This window comes from Streptomyces sp. NPDC002276 (assembly GCF_053891435.1).
Genome location: NZ_JBSFCQ010000018.1, coordinates 212,194 through 228,469 on the forward strand (window position 1 = coordinate 212,194; position 16,276 = coordinate 228,469).

The following is a 16,276-nucleotide window of genomic DNA, read 5'->3' on the forward strand; positions in this document are numbered from 1 at the left end:
GAACTCCCATGTCCCGGACCGCGACCGCCCAGGAAGTCCGTGAAGTCCTGCGCACCCATCTGGCCGAAGTCCTCTACTGCGAGCCCGAGGAGATCGGTGACGACACCGCCTTCCAGGACCTGGGCCTGGACTCCGTGCTCGGGGCCGAGGTCACCGCGGTGATCAACTCCCGCTACGGCCTGGAGGAGAAGGTCGAGGCGCTCTACCAGCACCCCACCCTGACCGATCTCGCCGACCACGTGGCCGGGCGCGCGAGCCTGGAGCAGGGCGCGCGCTGACCCGGTTGCCACGGCACTCGGCAGGAGGGTTCCATGACACACGACAAGATCTGGGACGTGCTGTGCAGGCATGTCCTGGACGTACTGGACGACGTCCGGGAGAGCGAGATCCACCCCGGGCGGAGCCTTCGCGACCTGGGCGCCAACTCCCTCGACCGCATGGACATCGTGGTCGGCGCGGTGAACGAGTTGCGGCTGGACGTCCCCACGGCCGCGCTCGCCGCCGCGCCCACGCTCGGCGAACTGACCGATCTGCTCCACGCGCACCGCGAGCAGCCGTGAAGCCCGCTCAAGAGCCGTCCCGGCGGGGGAGGGGCGACATCGTGGTGACCTCCGCCGGGGTGCTGCACCCCGCCGCCGACAGCGTGGCCGAACTGGACCGGGTGCTCCGCCGCGGAGCGCCCACTCCGCGTGCAACTTCCTTACCCGGCACGGACGTTGTGGTTCCCGCCGCGTTCCTGGACGACTTCGACCTGCGGTCGTGGGCCCGTGACCACTGCGACGAACCGGCCGACCGCGACAGGTTGCGCCGCGTGGCCGGCCGGGCCACCCTCCCGGTGCGGACCGCCTGCTGCGTCGCGCTCGCCGCGTGCGCGGCCGCCCGGCTGGCCGACGCCGAGGTCCGCGAGACCGCCGTGGTGATCGCGGGCAACAACCTGGCCCTGGGCCACCAGTCCCGCAGTGCCGCCGCCTACGCCGCCGACCCGTCCGCGATCCGGGCCGGGCATGTGCTCGACTGCTTCGACACCGACGCGCTCGGTGCCGTAGGAGAGGTGACCGGGTGCCGTGGTGAGGGGTGGCCGATCGGCGGATCGTCGGCCGCCGGTGCGCTCGCCCTGATCCAGGCCGCGCGGATGGTGGCGAGCGGCCAGGTACCGCGCGCTCTCGTCGTCGCGCCGGTCAACGACCTTTCCCCGGTGGAGATCGGCGCCTTCGTGAAGGCCGGGGCGATGGCCCGGGTCACCCCTGGCGGGGGCACCACCGTGGCCTGCCGCCCCTTCGACGAGAGTCACGACGGCTTCGCCCCGGCACACATCGCGGCGGCCGTGCTCGTCGAGCCCGCGGCCGAGGCGCGAGAGCGCGGCGTCAGGCCGCTGGGCCGGATCCTCGGCTCCGGCACCGGAACGGACGGCCGACGAGGAACCCAGCCGGAGAGCGCCGGTCAAGTCCGGGCGATCCGCGCCGCGTTGGCCGACTCCGGCCGCACCCCGTCGGACATCGACTACGTCAACGCCCACGGCACCGGGTCGGTCATCGGCGACGACAGCGAGGCCGCGGCCCTCGGCGCGGTGTTCGGCACCGCCGAAGGAACCTTCGCCGAAGGAGCAGTCGGCGAAGGCCCGTTGATCAACTCGACCAAGGCCGTCCTCGGCCACGGACTGGGCGCCGCCGGCCTCGTCGAGGCGATCGCGACCCTGCTGCAACTCGACGGCGGCTACTGCCACGCCACCCCCGGTCTGGCCAAACCGGTGCGGCCCGACCTGAGGTTCGTCACCGACATCATCACGCGGACACCCCTGCGCACCGCGTTGAGCAACAGCTTCGCCTTCAGCGGGATCAGCGCATCCCTCGTCCTGGGGCGGGCAGCGGAGGAGGACGGCACATGAAGCAGGTCGGCATCGAGGACATCGGCGCCTATCTCGGCCTGGCCTACATCGAGGTCGACGACCTGTTCCGGGCACGGGGCATGGACACGTCCCGGATGGCGAATCTGCTGATGCGGCGCAAGACGGTCGCCCTGCCCTGCGAGGACGTCGTCAGCTGTGCGGTCAACGCGGCCCGCCCGCTCCTGGACCGGCTCGACGACCGCGAGCGGGAGACGATCGAACTGCTGGTGGTGGGCACCGAGTCGGGGATCGACCTGTCCAAGTCGACCGCGACCTGGATCCACGAACTCCTGCGACTTCCCCGCACCTGCCGCCTGTTCGAGGTCAAGCAGGCCTGCTACGCGGGAATGGCGGCACTCCAGCTCGCCACGGCACAGATCGCGACCGCCTCCCGCGAGGACGCCCGAGCCCTGGTGATCGGCTGCGACGTGCCACGGCTGATCCGCGGAAGCACCGCGGAACCCAGCCAGGGAGCGGGCGCGGTCGCCGTCCTCGTCGGACCACAACCCACCCTGGCGACCGCCGAGTTGGGCGCCGCCGGATACTGCAGCTTCGACGTGACCGACGTCCGCCGCCCCACCCCCGCGGACCACATCTGGGACCCCGACCTGTCCCTCATGTCGTACGTCGAGTGCCTCAGGGCCGCCTACGGCGACTACGTGCGCCGCCGCCCGGACACCGAATTCCTCGCCTCCTTCGACCACTTGGTGTTCCACACCCCCTTCCCCGGAGCGGTCCGCGGCGCCCACCGCTCCCTGCTGCGCGGCCTGGGACGCATCCCTCCGCAGCGCATCACCGAGGACTTCACCCGCCGCCTGGAGGACTCCACCCGCTACCCGGCGCAGGTCGGCAACATCTACGCCGGAACCACGCTCCTCGCCCTCCTCAGCCTGTTCGACCACACCGAGCCCGACCCCACGACCACCCGGCGGATCGGCATCTTCTCCTACGGCTCCGGATGCTCCTCGGAGTTCTGTAGCTGGCTGCTCAACTCCCGCGAACGGAAAGGCACTTCGGCGGGCGTGGCCGACGCGCTCGCCGCCCGCACCCGCCTCGACGTCGCCGCCTACGACGAAGTCGCCGACGCCTGCGACCCGTTGTGCTCCGGCGTCGCGGACTTCGAGGCCGACCTCTCACTCGCGCGGAAGCTCGCGCCGGCCGTGAGCCCCGGCCGCCCGCTGACGATGCTCGAACACATCGAAGGCCACGAGCGTCACTACGTACAACTCGCCGGGGGACTGTCATGAGCGCCGTCACCGTGACACAGCGGCCCGGACAACTGCGGGCCACACTCACCCGACCCGTACTCGGCGAGGACACGGTCGTGGCACTCACCGCCGCGCTGGAACTGGCCGAACGCACCTCCCGGGTACGCGCCTTCGTGATCGCCTCCGACGGTCCGGCGTTCTGCACCGGTATGCCGCTGGCCGGTGACCGGCCCACGAGCGACATCCTGGGCGGTCTGGCGCTGGCACACGACCTCCTGACGGGTCTGACTCGGAGCCCCTTGGTCACCGTGGCCCTCGTCGACGGGCAGGTGACCGGTGGCGGCGTCGCCCTCGCCGCCGCGTGCGACCAGGTCGTCGCCGGTCCCGAAGCCACGTTCAGGATCACCGAGTTGCTGGTGGGTCTGCTGCCGGCCGTCCTGCTCCCGGTCGTAGCACGCCGTACCGGCCATCAGCGCGCCTTTCAACTGGCCCTGACCTCGAAGGAGTTGGATGCCGCTGCCGCCGTCGGCACCGGCCTCGCCGACCGCGCGGCCCAGGATCCGGAGGCCGAACTGGTGCGGATCATGCGCGAGTTGCGCCGTACCACCCCTGCGGCCGTCGCGGCTCTCAAGCGGTACCGCGACACCCTTCAACCCGGGACCGGCAGCCTGGAGCAGGCCATGGAAGCGATGCGGGAGCGTCTCGACGACCCGGACGGCCGTGCCCGGATGTCCCTGCTCGTGGGACAGGGGCTCGTGCCATGACCACTTCGCACCACGCACCCGTCGTGGTCCGCCTCGAAGCGCCCCTGGCCCACGTGTCGCTCCGGGACGCCGCCCGCGGCAACCGCATCACACCCGCCGCGCGTACCGCCCTGCCCACGGCCCTGGCGGAGGCGGCGGCGGACCCCGGCACTCGCGCGATCGTACTGAGCGGGCTGCCCGACATCTTCTGCTCCGGCGGCACCCGCGAGGACCTCACCGCCGACGGCGAGGCCCGCACCCCGGCCGGCTGGGACTTCGTACGGGCCGCCGCCGACTGCCCGTTGCCCGTCGTCGCCGCGGTACAGGGCCACGCGATCGGGGGCGGACTGCTCCTGGCGCTCTACGCGGACGCGGTGGTCCTCAGCGATCGCTCCAGCTACTCCGCCAACTTCCTCACCTACGGCTTCACTCCCTGTCTGGGCGCCACCCATGTCCTCCCCGCGGTCCTCGGACAGGCGCTGGGCACCGAGATGCTCTACACCGGTCGCCCCTACCGCGGCCGCGAACTCATGGCCCGCGGAGCCGCGGTGAACATCGTCGCGCACGACAAGGTCACCTCGCGCGCGGACGCCATCGCCGCCCGGATCGCCCAGGCCCCCCGCACGACGCTTCAGCTGCTCAAGCAGGAACTCGCCGTACCGGCAAGGGAGATGGCGCTGGCGGCGCTGGCGCGAGAACTCGCCCACCACACCGCCACCCTCGCCACCGCCGAAGCACGGCACCGCATCGACACGCTCTACCCCGACACGTGACGGTCCACGTCACCACTCAGCGCACACACTCTCCGCGGTCCGACGCAGGAAGCCCACCATGACCATCGCTCTGCTCTTCCCCGGCCAAGGCACCCAGCGCATCGGCATGGGGAAGGACCTCTTCACCGGATTCCCCGACCTGACCGAACTCGCCGAGGACATCCTCGGCTACTCACTGCGCCGTCTCTGCCTGGAGGATCCGGACGGTGTCCTGGGGCACACCCGGTTCACCCAGCCCGCCGTCTACACCGTCAACGCCCTCGCCCACCGTCGGCGTCTCCTCGACGGCGCGGCCCGTGCCGACGTGCTCCTCGGCCACAGCCTGGGCGAATACAACGCCCTGGAAGCCGCCGGGGTCTTCGACTTCCCCACCGGGCTGCGACTCGTCGCCGAGCGCGCCCGGCTGATGGACGTCACCCCGGGCGGCATGGTCGCCGTCAGCGGAATCGACACCGACAGGCTGGAACCGACGCTCCGCCTGATCGGGTCGCCGAGCGTGCACGTCGCCGCCCTCAACACACACCGCCAGGCGGTGCTCGCCGGCCCCAAGGAGGCACTCGCCCAGGCCGCCCCGAGACTGCGCGACGCCGGGGCCCGCGCCGTGACACCGCTCAGGGTGAGCGGTCCGTTCCACACACCCCACATGAGTCCGGCCGCCGAGGAGTTCGCGCCCACCCTCATGGCCGTCCGCCACTGGCACGAGCCCGCGGCACCGGTCCTGGCCAACCACACCGCCCAGCCCCACGGCGTCCCGCGCATCGTCACGGACCTCACCCGCCAGATCGACCACCCCGTTCTCTGGGCCCCCTCCGTCGAACGCGTCCTCGACGAGGACCCGGACACGACGTTCGTCGAGATCGGCGGCAGCACGACGTTGCTCTCCCTCGTACGGCAGATCCGCGGCCGACGTCTCACGGCCCGGCCCTGATCACATTCCGGAGGCAGTTCATGTACGCGGTCTACGCCCAACACCCCTCGTCCGACGATCCGTTGGGAGCACTGCGCTTCGGGGCGCGCCCCGAAGCCACCGCCCCGGACGACACCTGGACCCTCGTCACGGTCAAGGCCGCCGGCCTGAACCACCACGACCTGTGGACCCTGCGCGGTGCCGGACTGCCCGCCGGCCGCTACCCGATGATCCTGGGGGGCGAGGCCAGCGGCACCGACGAGGAGGGCAACGAGGTCATCGTCGGCACCATCATCGCCGCGGCCCGGTGGAGCCACGAGCCCGTCCGCGACCCCGCCCACACCCTCCTCAGCGAAGGAGCCCCCGGCACCTTCGCCGAACGCGTCGCCGTACCCCGTCATGTGCTCGCGCCCAAACCGCCCGAGTTCACCCACGCCGAAGCCGCCTGCGTCACCGGCACCTGGCTCACCGCCTACCGCATGCTGTTCACCAAGTCGGGCCTCACCCCAGGAGACACCGTCCTCGTCCAGGGAGCCGGAGGCGGCGTGTCCACCGCGCTGATCCGGCTGGCCCGGGCCGCCGGACTCCGTGTGTGGGTCACCAGCCGCAGCGCCGAGAAGCGCGCCGCGGCCGAACGGCTCGGCGCTCACGCCGCGTTCCCCTGCGGCAGGCCGCTGCCCGAACCCGTCGACGCCGTCATGGAGAGCGTCGGACGCGCCACCTGGTCCCACACCCTGCGCTCCGTCCGCCCCGGAGGCACCGTCGTCGTCACCGGTGCCACCTCGGGCGCGGACCCGATCGCCCACCTCAACCGGATCTTCTGGAACGAACTGAAAGTCGTCGGCTCCACCTCCGGCACGCTCGACGAACTCCGCCGCCTCCTGGCCCTCATGACCGAGCACGGCCTGCGTCCGGACATCGCCGCCGAACTTCCCTTCGCCGACGCACGCAAGGGCTTCGAACGACTCCTGCGCGGCGACGTCGTCGGCAAGATCGCCTTCCACTGGTGACCCGCGAAAGGAGAATCCCGTGAACCGCTCCGTCCTGATCACCGGCGGCAACCGCGGCATCGGCCGGGCCGTCGCGGAGACCTTCCGCGAGGCGGGCGACCGCGTCGCCGTCGCGCACCGCGGCACCGATGAGCTGCCAGGCGCCCTCAACCTGCGGTGCGACGTCACCAGCACCGAACAGATCGACGCCGCCTTCACGGCCGCGGAGGCGGCCCACGGGCCCGTGGAAGTCCTCGTCGCGAACGCCGGGATCACCCACTCCGCCCCGCTGGCCGCCATGACCGACGACCAGTTCGGCCACGTCCTGGACACCAACCTCACCGGGGCCTTCCGGGTCGCCAGACGCGCCAGCCGCGGCATGGTCCGGATCCGGCACGGCCGGATGATCTTCATCTCGTCCGTCATGGGCGCGGCGGGCCGCCGGGGCGCCGGCAACTACGCCGCGTCCAAGGCGGGCCTGGTCGGACTCGCCCGCAGCATCGCCCGCGAGTACGCCGCCTACGGCATCACCGCGAACCTCGTATCGCCGGGCCTGGTCCGCACCGAGATGTTGGAGGACATGCCCGAGGACATGCTCCGGCAACTGCTGGACCGGACGTTCCTCAAGCGCCCGGCGGAACCGGAGGAGATCGCCTCCCTCGTGCTCTGGCTCGCCGCCGACGCATCCCGCTACATGACCGGAGCAGAGCTTCATGTCGACGGCGGACTGGGGCTCGGCGCCTGAGTCTCCGCGGGCGGGCGGCGACACACGTACATCGAACTCGCGGTGGAGCACCTTGCCGCCAACGGCAGCAAGCGCCACGTTCGTCAGCCGCCCCAAGTCCTGTCGGGGGATTCGGTCGCGTTCAGGAGCTGGTGGTGGAGGCCGGGTCTGGCGAAGAGGGCTGCGCCTGTGTCGGTTCGCCGCTGGCCCGTGAGGTCGCTGAAGGTGCCACCGGCCTCCTCGACGATGGGGATCACTGCGGCAATGTCCCAGGGACCGGCGCCCAGCAGGAGGAAGGCGTCGAGTTTTCCCGTCGCGACCAGGAGGGCTCCGTGGCAGGTGCCGGATCCGGTGGACGGCTTACGGGGAGGCGGTGCGGTGGTGTCCACCGTCGACCAGTCGAGCGCGGGGACTACGGTCGCGGTGGCGGCCACCAGGCGCGCGGCAGCGGTTCGTTCGGTTTCGCTCAGTCGGGGAGGTGGAGGCCAGATCCCGATGGCGGCATCCTTGGCTTCTCCTCCTGTCGTGAGCGTCAGCCGGTGCGGCGGCGCAGACGGATCCGAGGGGCACGGCCCCGTCCAGGCCCCCGTGCCTGGTGCTGCCCACCAGCGGCGCCCGAGTGCGGGGGCGGAGACCATGCCCAGCGTCACGACGCCGTGTTCTTCCAGGGCGATGAGGGTGCTCCATTCCGGCTCGCCCGCGATGAAACTCGCTGTGCCGTCAATGGCATCGATGATCCATCGGCGGCTGCCGCGGCCATGAGCACCGAACTCCTCGCCGACGAACGCATCGCCGGGATGCTCTGTACGGACTGACGCGCGTAGGGCACGTTCGATCTCGCGGTCCGCTTCGGTGACCGGACTTCCGTCGCGTTTGTCCTCGGCGCCCAGGCCGGGTGCGCGGAAGTAGCGCCGGGCGATCCGGTCTGCCTGATCGGCCAGGCGGTGCGCCAGCGCCAGATCTGCTGAGTCCGTCATACCGCTCACTCTTACCGCCGACATCCTCGTGATCAACCCCTGGTCGATGTGTACTGCCTCGCTGAGACGATCACCGCATGGTTGGTGTGATCACGGCGTCCGGGCCGTCCTGGACACCCCCGTTCACCGGCGTGAATCCGCGCCGGTTCCACAGGACAGCGACCGCGCCGCGGTGCGGGGGAGCCGACATTGTCCGGCGGGGCCGGGCCGGCCCTGGGGTCCGTCGCTGGACGACCGCGCGCTGCTCGCTGTCGCCTACTGGCGCACGAACGTGACGGTGCGTCAACTCGCCCTGCTGTTCGGCATCTAGAAGTCCGCAGCCGATCGGACAACCGACCAGATCGGCCCCTCCTCGCGTTGAAGCCCCGGCGACGCTTCGCGAAGGACACGCTGCTCATCGTGGACGGCACCCGCATGGCCGTCGTGGTCGTCCAGCCCGGCACTGAGATCCGTCTCTCCGCTCGGGCTTCGGGGCGGGCCCCTTCTCGAAGACCACCTGGGCAGATTTGATGGGCCCATCCGTGCGGACCGTGACAGTCATGGTGCCGCTGCCGGTGCCGCCACCCGTCTTCTGGTACTGGAAGGTCTGGGTGTAGGTCTTGCTGGAGTGGCAGACCCATGTACCGCCGGGGCCCATCGTCATGTAGCCGTGGAAGCTCCCACCCTTGCCGTCGCTGCACCCGCGTTCGCAGTCCGTGATCGGCCGCAGGCCGGTCGGGTCGGACTTGGTATCGGGGGCGTTGTTGGCGTGGGCATATCCGTTGAGGGACTCGTGGCCGGTCGGTAGAGCCCGTCGAGCGTGGCTCGTAGCCCGCTTCGGGGCCCAAAGCCCCAGAGAAGTCCCAGAGATGCCGCCGCACCCCTTCCTGACCCGCTAAGTAGCCGGTCGGACCGGGTGCGGCTGCATCCGCCCCATCGGATGTCCCGGAAGAGATCGGGCCTGAGCCGACAGCCCTCGCACACCCGCGCGAGTACGGCCGAGACGCCCCCTTTCCTCCCTTGCTCCAGGCGGGTCCATCTGGAGAAGTCGGCGACGCTCCGGGACCAATCCGCCGGGTGTCTCAGGATCGGATTACGTCCGGAGATGTCCCGCTCACGAAGGATCCTTGTGAAAGAAGCCATCAGTATCGGTGGAAATCCCTCGATGCAGCCAGATCTGCAGGAGCTGGTGGGCCGGGTCGCCCTGGGCGACGAGACGGCGTTCGCGGCTGTCTACGACGCAGTGGCGGGGCCTGTGCTGGGCGTCGCTCGCGCCGTCCTGCGCGATCACGCGCAGTCGGAGGAGGTCGCCCAGGAGGTCCTGGTGGAGGTGTGGCGCACCTCGCCGAGCTACCGCTCCGACCGGGGTACGGCGATCAACTGGATCCTCACCCTGGCCCACCGCCGCGCCATCGACCGAGTTCGCTCGGCCGACGCCGCCGCGGCCCGCGACCACAAGGCCGCGCTGCTCGCCCGTACCCCCGAGTTCGACGAGGTGACCGAACAGGTCGAGGCGCGACTGGAGCGTGAACAGGTACGGCGTTGTCTGCGCACGCTGACCGAGCTTCAGCGCCAGTCCGTCACCCTCGCCTACTACCGGGGACTGACCTACCGCGAGGTCGCCGAGGCGCTCGCGCTACCGCTCGGAACCGTCAAGACCCGACTGAGAGACGGCCTCATCCGACTCCGTGACTGCCTGGGAGTGACCGCGTGATCACCGACGACCTGCACCGGCTCACCGGCGCCTATGCCCTGCACGCCCTGTCCGACGAGGAGCGCGACCTGTTCGAGCGGCACCTCGCGGGCTGCGAGGCATGTGCCCAGGAGGCCGCCGAACTGTCCGCCACCGCGGCCCGGTTGGGCCTCGCCGCGTACGTGGAACCCGACCGGGAGATGCGCGGGCGGGTCTTGCGCCGCATCACCACGGTCCGTCAAGAGGCACCGGGCGAGAACCCCGCGCCGCGTCCCGGCCGTGCGGCGGGGCGGGCACGCCTGCTGTCCCGGTGGGCGCTGGCCGCCTGCCTCGCCGCCGCGGCGGCGCTCGGCGGGACCGCCGTCTGGCAGCACCAACGGGCCGAGAGCGCCTTGGCTCAGGCCCACCGAGCCGAACAGGGAACGGCACAGATCAGCGCTGTACTCGCCGCACCGGATGCCCGGAGTCAGGCCGTGACGCTGCCCGAGGGTGCCACCGGCACGGTGGTCGTCTCGCACGGCCGGGACCAGGCGGTGTTCGTGGTCGCCGGAATGAGCCACGCGCCGACCGGGAAGGTCTACCAGCTCTGGTTCGACGACGCCGGCACCATGCGGTCGGCAGGCCTGATGGACCCGGACCGCGCCGACCAGACCGTTCTGCTGCGGGGTGCCGTTGACGGGGCCTCGGGCATGGGGATCACCGTCGAACCCGCGGGCGGATCGAAGCAGCCCACCTCCGTGCCCCTCGCCCTGACCCGCTTCCCCGCCTGAGCTGACACGGCCCCGCGGTCCGGCGGGGCCGTGTCAGCCGTCAGGCGACGCCTCGCGGCAGGTCGGCCCAGACCGTGTGGCCCCGACGGTGGTGCCGGTCGCCCCACGCGCGGGAGAGCGCCTCGACCAGCAGAAGCCCCCGGCCGTCGGTGCTCAGGGACGAGGACGGACGCGTCCACCTCGCCCGGATCGCCTTCGTGTCGAAACCCGGGCTCGTGTCGCTGACCTGGATCGTCAGCGACTGACGGCCCGCCCGCCCGTGCAGAGCGAGCGACAGGCGGACCGGCACCGTTCCGTGCCCGAAGGCGTTGCCCAGCAACTCGCTGACGACGAGCACCGCGTCCTCGGCCAGTTCGCTCCGTCCCCACCGTGCCAGTTGCCCGCGCACGTCACCGCGCACGGAACACAGACCGTCCTCCGGTGCGAGAGCGAAGCTCACGTATGAGCGTTCCATGGCACATCAGCTCCTTTCACTCGCACAGGTAATCCGTCACGGGCACCGCAATGGACGGGTGTGGAAACGGGACTCACTGGCAGACCTTCGACCTGAATCCCGGAAACCCGTACATCCGTAGCAGGTCAGGCTGCGGATTGGTCTGAGAAAAAGATTCATCCGATCAGGCAAACGGCCAATCCGCCGGGCTTTTGGAACCGGATTCCCCACGTGACCGACAACGAGAGGGAAAACGCGAACCACCCGGAATTCTCCCGGCGTTCGGCGATTCCCCGCGGCCGGTCGACCGATCTCGAAAGCTTTTCCTCTTCCCCGTCTACAGGCGACACACGCCGTATGAGCAACAGGAGAAACACCATGAATACCCGTATCCGCCGTACCGCAGTCGTCCTCGCCGCCTCCGCCGTGCTGCCGCTGGCTCTCAGCGCCTGCGGCAGCGGCGGCAGCGACTCCGCGAAGTCCGATGCCTCCACCAAGGCGTCCGCGTCCGCTTCGAGCGACAGCATGAACAACGCCGGCGCCACGACCGCCGACCAGCCCTTCGGTACGGCGTGTTCCGGCGTTCCGAAGAGTGGGGCCGGTTCCTTCGACGGCATGGCCAAGGACCCCGTCGCCACCGCCGCGTCCAACAACCCGGCCCTGTCCACCCTGGTCGCCGCCGTGAAGAAGGCTGGCCTCGTCGACACCCTCAACAACGCCCAGGGCATCACCGTGTTCGCGCCGACCAACGACGCGTTCGCGAAGATCCCGAAGGCCACCCTGGACAAGGTCCTGGCCGACAAGGCCCAGCTGACGAAGATCCTCACCTACCACGTGGTGGGTCAGCAGCTGACCCCGAAGGACCTGGAGAAGGGCTCCTTCGACACGCTGGAGAAGTCGAAGCTGACGACCGCCGGCTCCGGTGAGTCGTACACGGTCAACGACTCCGCGAAGGTGGTCTGCGGCAACGTCAAGACCGCCAACGCCAACGTCTACATCATCGACACCGTCCTGATGCCCACCAGCTGACGGACCACCACCAGCAAGGCCGGGCACCGACGTCCAGGTGCCCGGCCGTACGACTCCTGTGACGGGGAGACGGTGAGGGGCGGGGCACATGCCTCGCCCCTCACCGCTGTGCCGGCACTCGTCCGCGTTCGCGTCCTCGCCGTCACGTCCCCGGCCCCCGGCCGGTTTCAGTCGCCGGCCATGATTCCTACTCGGCAGTAGCTTGTTGTGTCCCGTGAGAGGCGGCGCAGTGACCAGAGTGTTTACCGTCAGCGGCAGCATCGTCATCGATGTCCCGCCCGAGACCGTCTACCGAGCCGTGAGCCGTCCCGGTGACATGGGCCGTTGGAGTCCGGAGAACCTGGGCACGACAGCCGACTCGACGGGCGAGAACGCCACGGAGGGCAGCTCGTTCGTCGGGTGCAACAAGCGGGGGAGGTTCCGGTGGGTCACGCGCTGCACGGTCACGGCGGCCGATCCGGGCCGCCGTTTCGCGTTCCGCGTCCATGCCATCGGGCGTACCCGTCCGCGACTGCGCGGTCCGATCGCCACCTGGGAGTACCGCTTCGAGCCGGCCGGTGAGGGCACGCGCGTCACGGAGAGTTGGTCCGACGACAGGCGCGCGTGGCCGACGTTCCTGGCCGACGCCTTCGACCGGCTCGTCACTCCGGGCAGGACGTTCGCCGAGTTCCAGGTTCGCAACATCGACAAGACCCTGCACAACCTCAAGCGCGAACTGGAAAGGGATCACAGGGTATGAACGCCGACCGCCCCAGGCGTCGGAACGTCCTGGGGCGGTCGGGCAGTTGGGCCGGTCCGGGTCACCCGAAGGTGAAGGAGTACGCCTGGATGCCGGGCGTGACCCGGAGTTCGAGACGCGCGGTGCGGGCCGTGTTCTCGTCGACCAGGCTGTGCAGCGTGGGTGTTCCCGACACCGGGATCGTCTTGACGGTCTTGCCGTCGACGAGGACGGTGACCGTTCCCTTGCCCGCGAGGACGACGTTGACGTTCTTCGCCCGGTAGGTGAAGGCGAGACGGGCGTGGTCGCCCGCGGTGAAGTACTGGTACCCGGCCGTCCAAGTACCGTCCAGGGAAAGGCTGTTGACCGGAATGTCGCCGGCGAAGCGGTAGGTCTTGGCCTTGTCCGCCTGGAGCGGGTCGCCGACGTAGCCGCTGATGCGCTGGTTGCTCAGATAGGTCTCCGGAGTACGGTCCTTCGTGAGCGACGCGTCCTTCTGGCCTGTCTTCGGGGGGAGTTGGACGTTCGGGTTCGCCTGCTTGAGCAGCGTGCGGATGAGGTCTTCCGTCTGCCCGTACTGGCCCTCGCCGAACTTGAAGTAGCGCACGGTCCCTTGGGCGTCGATCAGATACTTCGCGGGCCAGAACCGGTTGCGGTAGTTGTCCCAGGTCGTCAGCTTGTTGTCGAGGGCCACCGGGTACGTGACGCCCAACTTCCGTGCTTGACCGGCCACGTTGGAGGCGTTCTTCTCGAACGCGAACTCCGGGGAATGCACCCCGATGATCTCCAACCCGGCACTCTTGTAAGCCCTGTTCCACGCCTCGATGTGCGGCAGACTGCGCTGGCAGTTGATGCACGAATAGGTCCAGAAATCGATCAGGACCACCTTGCCGCGCTCCTGCTTCAGATCGACCGGCTGCCCGCCCGGGGTGTTGAGCCACTTCGAGATCCCGGCGATCGGCGGCGCCTGTCCGCACGAGCGCAGTTCGTCGACCCCGTCCTCGCAGCGCGACAGCTCCTTGTTGGAGTTGTCGTACAGCCCGGACAGCTTTTGCCGTGCTACGTCACTGTCCTCGATCTTCTTCTGCGCCGCCGAGGTGTAGTCGGGCAGGGCCCGCTGGATCGCGTCGGTGACATTGAAGGCGAGGGCGAGTGCGAGCGTCATCATCAGGCAGCCCGCGACGATCCGTAGCTTCCTGGCCCGCTTGCGGAAGGCGCCGATCCGCTCGGCCACGCGCCGTCCGGCCAGGGCGAACGCCAGCAGCGGCAGGGCCGTGCCCACCGCGAACGAGACCGTCAACGCCACGATGGCCAGGCTCAGTTCACCGCGTGCGCCGGCCACGGTGATGGCCGCCAGAACGGGCCCGGCGCAGGGGACGTAGAGGAGCCCCAGACCGAGGCCCAGGACGAACGCGCTGCCCTCCTTGTTGACCTGGCGCTGCGGGATCCGGGCGAAGGGCTTCTCCAACAGCCGCTCCACCGGCGGGAACACGAGCCCCATGCCGATCAGGACCAGCATCACCAGGCCGACGTAGCGCAGGATGTCGTCCGGCAGGCCGAGCGCGGAGATGATCGTCACGCCGAGGAGCGTGAAGAAGCTGAAGCTCAGGACCAGGCCCACTACGACGGCGTAGGGGCGGCGGTTGCGGGCGGGCGCGGCGGGCGGACGCTCGGCGACAAGGACGTCGCCCGACGCCGCCGTAGCCCCGGCGCCGTTCCCGGAGCCGGGGGGACCCGCACCCGTCTGGCCCGTATCTGTCTGACCACCTGGGCCGCCTGCCAGGAACACCACCGGAAGCACCGGCAGGATGCACGGCGACACGGCCGTGATCAGTCCTCCCAGCAACCCGATCAGAACCAAAGTGATCATGCGATTCAGCCTCCGGAGTAAGCGCCGGCCGTCCCGGCCCGCTCACCCCTGATCCGAAACCGCGCACCCACCCGGATTGGTCAAGTACACCCTCGACACCGCGGGTGCCGGCGAACGAGAACACCGGACTCGCCTGCGTGGTGCAACGCTCTGGGTCGGGGACCACGCCCAGACCGCCGGTTCCGCGCCGCACGGCGCTCAGCATCCGCCCCCTCACGGCGACCAGGAGGCGTCGCATACGGCAGGGGAGCGCGCAGTTCACTTGGGAGGGGTTCGCTGCTTCGAACCGCGCCGTCCTGGCCGATGTGTTCGTCGGCTGGACGACGGGCAACGGCAGCGACGAGTTCGGTGCTGTGGGTGCGGGAGCAACAGAGGGTGATCTGGTTGTTCGCGGCCCGTTCCTCGTCCGTCTGGACTTCGTCGCGGTGGTCGGGTTTTCCGGCGAGGACGGGTGTGAGGCAGGCGCCGCACATGCCCTGTTCGTAGGGGAGTTCGACGTCGACGCGGACCAGGAACTCGCCGTCGCTCTGGGGGCGGGTTCGCGGGCGCCGGGGGTGAAGTGTTTGAGGTGGAACCGGTCGGCCCACCCACCTGCGACGGTCGCCCGGCCGGTCCCGTGGGTCATGCTCCCGCTGCCCCCGGGACCTTGTGGCCGCACGGTCCGTCGGCGCTCGTGCCAACTGCTCATTCGTGGCGGGTAGTTCGACGGCCCGGGCCGGGCAGCAATGCGTCTTCTGCCGAAGCTCCTGCCTGGCGGGCAGGATGTCGGCGGTGCCTGTCGAAGGGGCTGCGTTCACCAGCGTTCTGATCGACGGTCTCCGGGACACCGATCGATGCGGTGTACGTCGTAGCACCCGCCGCGAGCCGCTCCGGGAGCGACCACCTGTGTCTGCCGGGCCGCTCCACAGGTCACCTGCGGTGTTCGTGGTCGCGGCGGTCCTCGCGTCGCCAGCGCGCCCGGTGCTGGCGGCTGTATCGGCGGTCCCAGCGTTCGCGGCGACTCCGGCGCTCCTGGTAGTCCCGGTAGCCGCCGAGATCGGAACCGCCGTCACGGCTCCCGCCTCCGCCACGATCACGGCCGAGGCAGGTGACGCCGTAGACCAGTGCCGCCGCGGCCACCCACCAGAGCGGATTGAGGAAACCGAAGCCGAACAGGACCACTATGAGGATGAGGAGCAAGACGAACACAACGGGCCTCCCGGGAGCTGGAAACAGCATCGATACCGGGGACTGGGGCCTCACCTCGCAGCCTAGTCCTGCCCAAAGGTTGGGGATACCGTGCGACGTCAGACGTCCTGCCCGGCCGATCACCAACCTGGCGTCACGTGAAACGACGACCAGCGCCTGGGCCGACCTCAGCCCGCATCACTCTCTGGCACCTTCGCCCTCGATCCCGTCAGGAACCGACCAGGGACGACACTTTCGACCGCTCTTGTACGTACTTGGAGTGAGGGCGACAGGCGGATCCGTCTGCGGCAGTAGGCTCGTCTCACGGTCCGCCCGTGACCCCGGCCCTCTCCGTATTGTCCCGTTCTGCGCAACAGAGGCCCTGCGCACGGCGAAAGCCCCGGTGACGGA

The 16,276-nt window shown here is 70.0% G+C and carries 17 protein-coding genes and 1 pseudogene; 14 read left to right on the top strand and 4 right to left on the bottom strand.

Annotated elements, in window-relative coordinates; genetic code table 11:
* The first annotated feature begins 8 nt into the window (after positions 1–8).
* The 9 genes from ACWIHT_RS36735 to fabG are packed head-to-tail and all read left to right on the top strand — an operon-like array spanning position 9 to position 7,250.
* Positions 9–278 carry an acyl carrier protein gene (locus ACWIHT_RS36735; RefSeq protein WP_456172724.1) on the top strand — a complete coding sequence of 90 codons (270 nt, stop codon included), beginning with the start codon at positions 9–11 and terminating at the stop codon, positions 276–278.
* 33 nt (positions 279–311) lie between these two features.
* Positions 312–560, top strand: a complete 249-nt coding sequence (locus ACWIHT_RS36740) for a phosphopantetheine-binding protein (protein ID WP_456172725.1) — start codon at positions 312–314, stop codon at positions 558–560.
* A 41-nt stretch (positions 561–601) separates the two neighbouring features.
* Entirely contained in the window at positions 602–1,885 is a 1,284-nt protein-coding gene (locus tag ACWIHT_RS36745; protein ID WP_456172727.1) for a beta-ketoacyl synthase N-terminal-like domain-containing protein, read from the top strand.
* Entirely contained in the window at positions 1,882–3,132 is a 1,251-nt protein-coding gene (locus ACWIHT_RS36750) for a hydroxymethylglutaryl-CoA synthase family protein (protein WP_456172728.1), read from the top strand. The genes ACWIHT_RS36745 and ACWIHT_RS36750 overlap by 4 nt, the downstream gene beginning before the upstream one ends.
* Positions 3,129–3,857, top strand: a complete 729-nt coding sequence (locus ACWIHT_RS36755; protein WP_456172730.1) for an enoyl-CoA hydratase-related protein — start codon at positions 3,129–3,131, stop codon at positions 3,855–3,857. Before ACWIHT_RS36750 ends, ACWIHT_RS36755 begins: the two co-directional genes overlap by 4 nt.
* Entirely contained in the window at positions 3,854–4,609 is a 756-nt protein-coding gene (locus ACWIHT_RS36760; RefSeq protein ID WP_456172731.1) for a polyketide synthase, read from the top strand. The genes ACWIHT_RS36755 and ACWIHT_RS36760 overlap by 4 nt, the downstream gene beginning before the upstream one ends.
* Before the next feature lie 58 nt (positions 4,610–4,667).
* The gene (locus tag ACWIHT_RS36765) at positions 4,668–5,537 is read left to right on the top strand and encodes an ACP S-malonyltransferase (protein WP_456172732.1); all 870 of its coding nucleotides are present in this window, start codon (positions 4,668–4,670) and stop codon (positions 5,535–5,537) included.
* Between the two features lie 20 nt (positions 5,538–5,557).
* Positions 5,558–6,526 carry a zinc-binding dehydrogenase gene (locus ACWIHT_RS36770; RefSeq protein WP_456172734.1) on the top strand — a complete coding sequence of 323 codons (969 nt, stop codon included), beginning with the start codon at positions 5,558–5,560 and terminating at the stop codon, positions 6,524–6,526.
* A 19-nt stretch (positions 6,527–6,545) separates the two neighbouring features.
* On the top strand, positions 6,546–7,250 hold the full coding sequence (fabG, locus tag ACWIHT_RS36775) for a 3-oxoacyl-ACP reductase FabG (protein WP_456172736.1): 705 nt from the start codon (positions 6,546–6,548) through the stop codon (positions 7,248–7,250).
* 83 nt (positions 7,251–7,333) lie between these two features.
* Here the strand turns inward: fabG and ACWIHT_RS36780 are convergent, their stop codons facing one another.
* A complete protein-coding gene (locus ACWIHT_RS36780) occupies positions 7,334–8,206 on the bottom strand; it encodes an inositol monophosphatase family protein (RefSeq protein WP_456172737.1) in 873 nt (290 codons plus the stop codon).
* Between the two features lie 77 nt (positions 8,207–8,283).
* On the opposite strand from ACWIHT_RS36780, the pseudogene ACWIHT_RS36785 reads away from it, so the two are divergent.
* From ACWIHT_RS36785 to ACWIHT_RS36795, 3 genes and pseudogenes are all read left to right on the top strand, one after another.
* Positions 8,284–8,617, top strand: a pseudogene (locus ACWIHT_RS36785) (helix-turn-helix domain-containing protein); the annotation flags it as partial.
* A 697-nt stretch (positions 8,618–9,314) separates the two neighbouring features.
* Positions 9,315–9,899 (top strand): sigma-70 family RNA polymerase sigma factor, encoded by a 585-nt coding sequence (locus tag ACWIHT_RS36790; RefSeq protein ID WP_456172738.1) that lies wholly within the window; start codon positions 9,315–9,317, stop codon positions 9,897–9,899.
* Positions 9,896–10,648: an anti-sigma factor gene (locus ACWIHT_RS36795; RefSeq protein ID WP_456172740.1), complete on the top strand. Its 753-nt coding sequence runs from the start codon at positions 9,896–9,898 to the stop codon at positions 10,646–10,648. The genes ACWIHT_RS36790 and ACWIHT_RS36795 overlap by 4 nt, the downstream gene beginning before the upstream one ends.
* Positions 10,649–10,688: 40 nt before the next feature.
* Here ACWIHT_RS36795 and ACWIHT_RS36800 read toward each other — a convergent pair whose 3' ends face one another.
* Positions 10,689–11,102: an ATP-binding protein gene (locus ACWIHT_RS36800; protein ID WP_456172742.1), complete on the bottom strand. Its 414-nt coding sequence runs from the start codon at positions 11,100–11,102 to the stop codon at positions 10,689–10,691.
* 357 nt (positions 11,103–11,459) lie between these two features.
* Here ACWIHT_RS36800 and ACWIHT_RS36805 point away from each other — a divergent pair, with 357 nt between their 5' ends.
* Complete coding sequence (locus tag ACWIHT_RS36805; RefSeq protein ID WP_456172744.1) at positions 11,460–12,110, top strand: fasciclin domain-containing protein; 651 nt, start codon at positions 11,460–11,462, stop codon at positions 12,108–12,110.
* Positions 12,111–12,339: 229 nt separating this feature from the next.
* The gene (locus tag ACWIHT_RS36810; RefSeq protein ID WP_456172746.1) at positions 12,340–12,849 is read left to right on the top strand and encodes an SRPBCC family protein; all 510 of its coding nucleotides are present in this window, start codon (positions 12,340–12,342) and stop codon (positions 12,847–12,849) included.
* A 61-nt stretch (positions 12,850–12,910) separates the two neighbouring features.
* On the opposite strand, the gene ACWIHT_RS36815 is transcribed toward ACWIHT_RS36810, so the two are convergent.
* Both ACWIHT_RS36815 and ACWIHT_RS36820 read right to left on the bottom strand, forming a co-directional pair.
* Positions 12,911–14,698, bottom strand: coding sequence for a cytochrome c biogenesis protein CcdA (locus ACWIHT_RS36815; RefSeq protein WP_456172747.1), 1,788 nt, complete (start codon positions 14,696–14,698; stop codon positions 12,911–12,913).
* 909 nt (positions 14,699–15,607) lie between these two features.
* Positions 15,608–15,886 carry a hypothetical protein gene (locus ACWIHT_RS36820; protein ID WP_456172749.1) on the bottom strand — a complete coding sequence of 93 codons (279 nt, stop codon included), beginning with the start codon at positions 15,884–15,886 and terminating at the stop codon, positions 15,608–15,610.
* Between the last annotated feature and the right edge of the window lie 390 nt (positions 15,887–16,276).

What these genes read in the sequence shown, in the direction of transcription:
- ACWIHT_RS36735 (WP_456172724.1), top strand. Translation starts at nt 9, where the DNA reads ATGTCCCGGACCGCGACCGCCCAGGAAGTCCGTGAAGTCCTGCGCACC.
- ACWIHT_RS36740 (WP_456172725.1), top strand. Translation starts at nt 312, where the DNA reads ATGACACACGACAAGATCTGGGACGTGCTGTGCAGGCATGTCCTGGAC.
- ACWIHT_RS36750 (WP_456172728.1), top strand. Translation starts at nt 1,882, where the DNA reads ATGAAGCAGGTCGGCATCGAGGACATCGGCGCCTATCTCGGCCTGGCC.
- ACWIHT_RS36755 (WP_456172730.1), top strand. Translation starts at nt 3,129, where the DNA reads ATGAGCGCCGTCACCGTGACACAGCGGCCCGGACAACTGCGGGCCACA.
- ACWIHT_RS36760 (WP_456172731.1), top strand. Translation starts at nt 3,854, where the DNA reads ATGACCACTTCGCACCACGCACCCGTCGTGGTCCGCCTCGAAGCGCCC.
- ACWIHT_RS36765 (WP_456172732.1), top strand. Translation starts at nt 4,668, where the DNA reads ATGACCATCGCTCTGCTCTTCCCCGGCCAAGGCACCCAGCGCATCGGC.
- ACWIHT_RS36770 (WP_456172734.1), top strand. Translation starts at nt 5,558, where the DNA reads ATGTACGCGGTCTACGCCCAACACCCCTCGTCCGACGATCCGTTGGGA.
- ACWIHT_RS36780 (WP_456172737.1), bottom strand. Translation starts at nt 8,206, where the DNA reads ATGACGGACTCAGCAGATCTGGCGCTGGCGCACCGCCTGGCCGATCAG.
- ACWIHT_RS36800 (WP_456172742.1), bottom strand. Translation starts at nt 11,102, where the DNA reads ATGGAACGCTCATACGTGAGCTTCGCTCTCGCACCGGAGGACGGTCTG.
- ACWIHT_RS36805 (WP_456172744.1), top strand. Translation starts at nt 11,460, where the DNA reads ATGAATACCCGTATCCGCCGTACCGCAGTCGTCCTCGCCGCCTCCGCC.
- ACWIHT_RS36815 (WP_456172747.1), bottom strand. Translation starts at nt 14,698, where the DNA reads ATGATCACTTTGGTTCTGATCGGGTTGCTGGGAGGACTGATCACGGCC.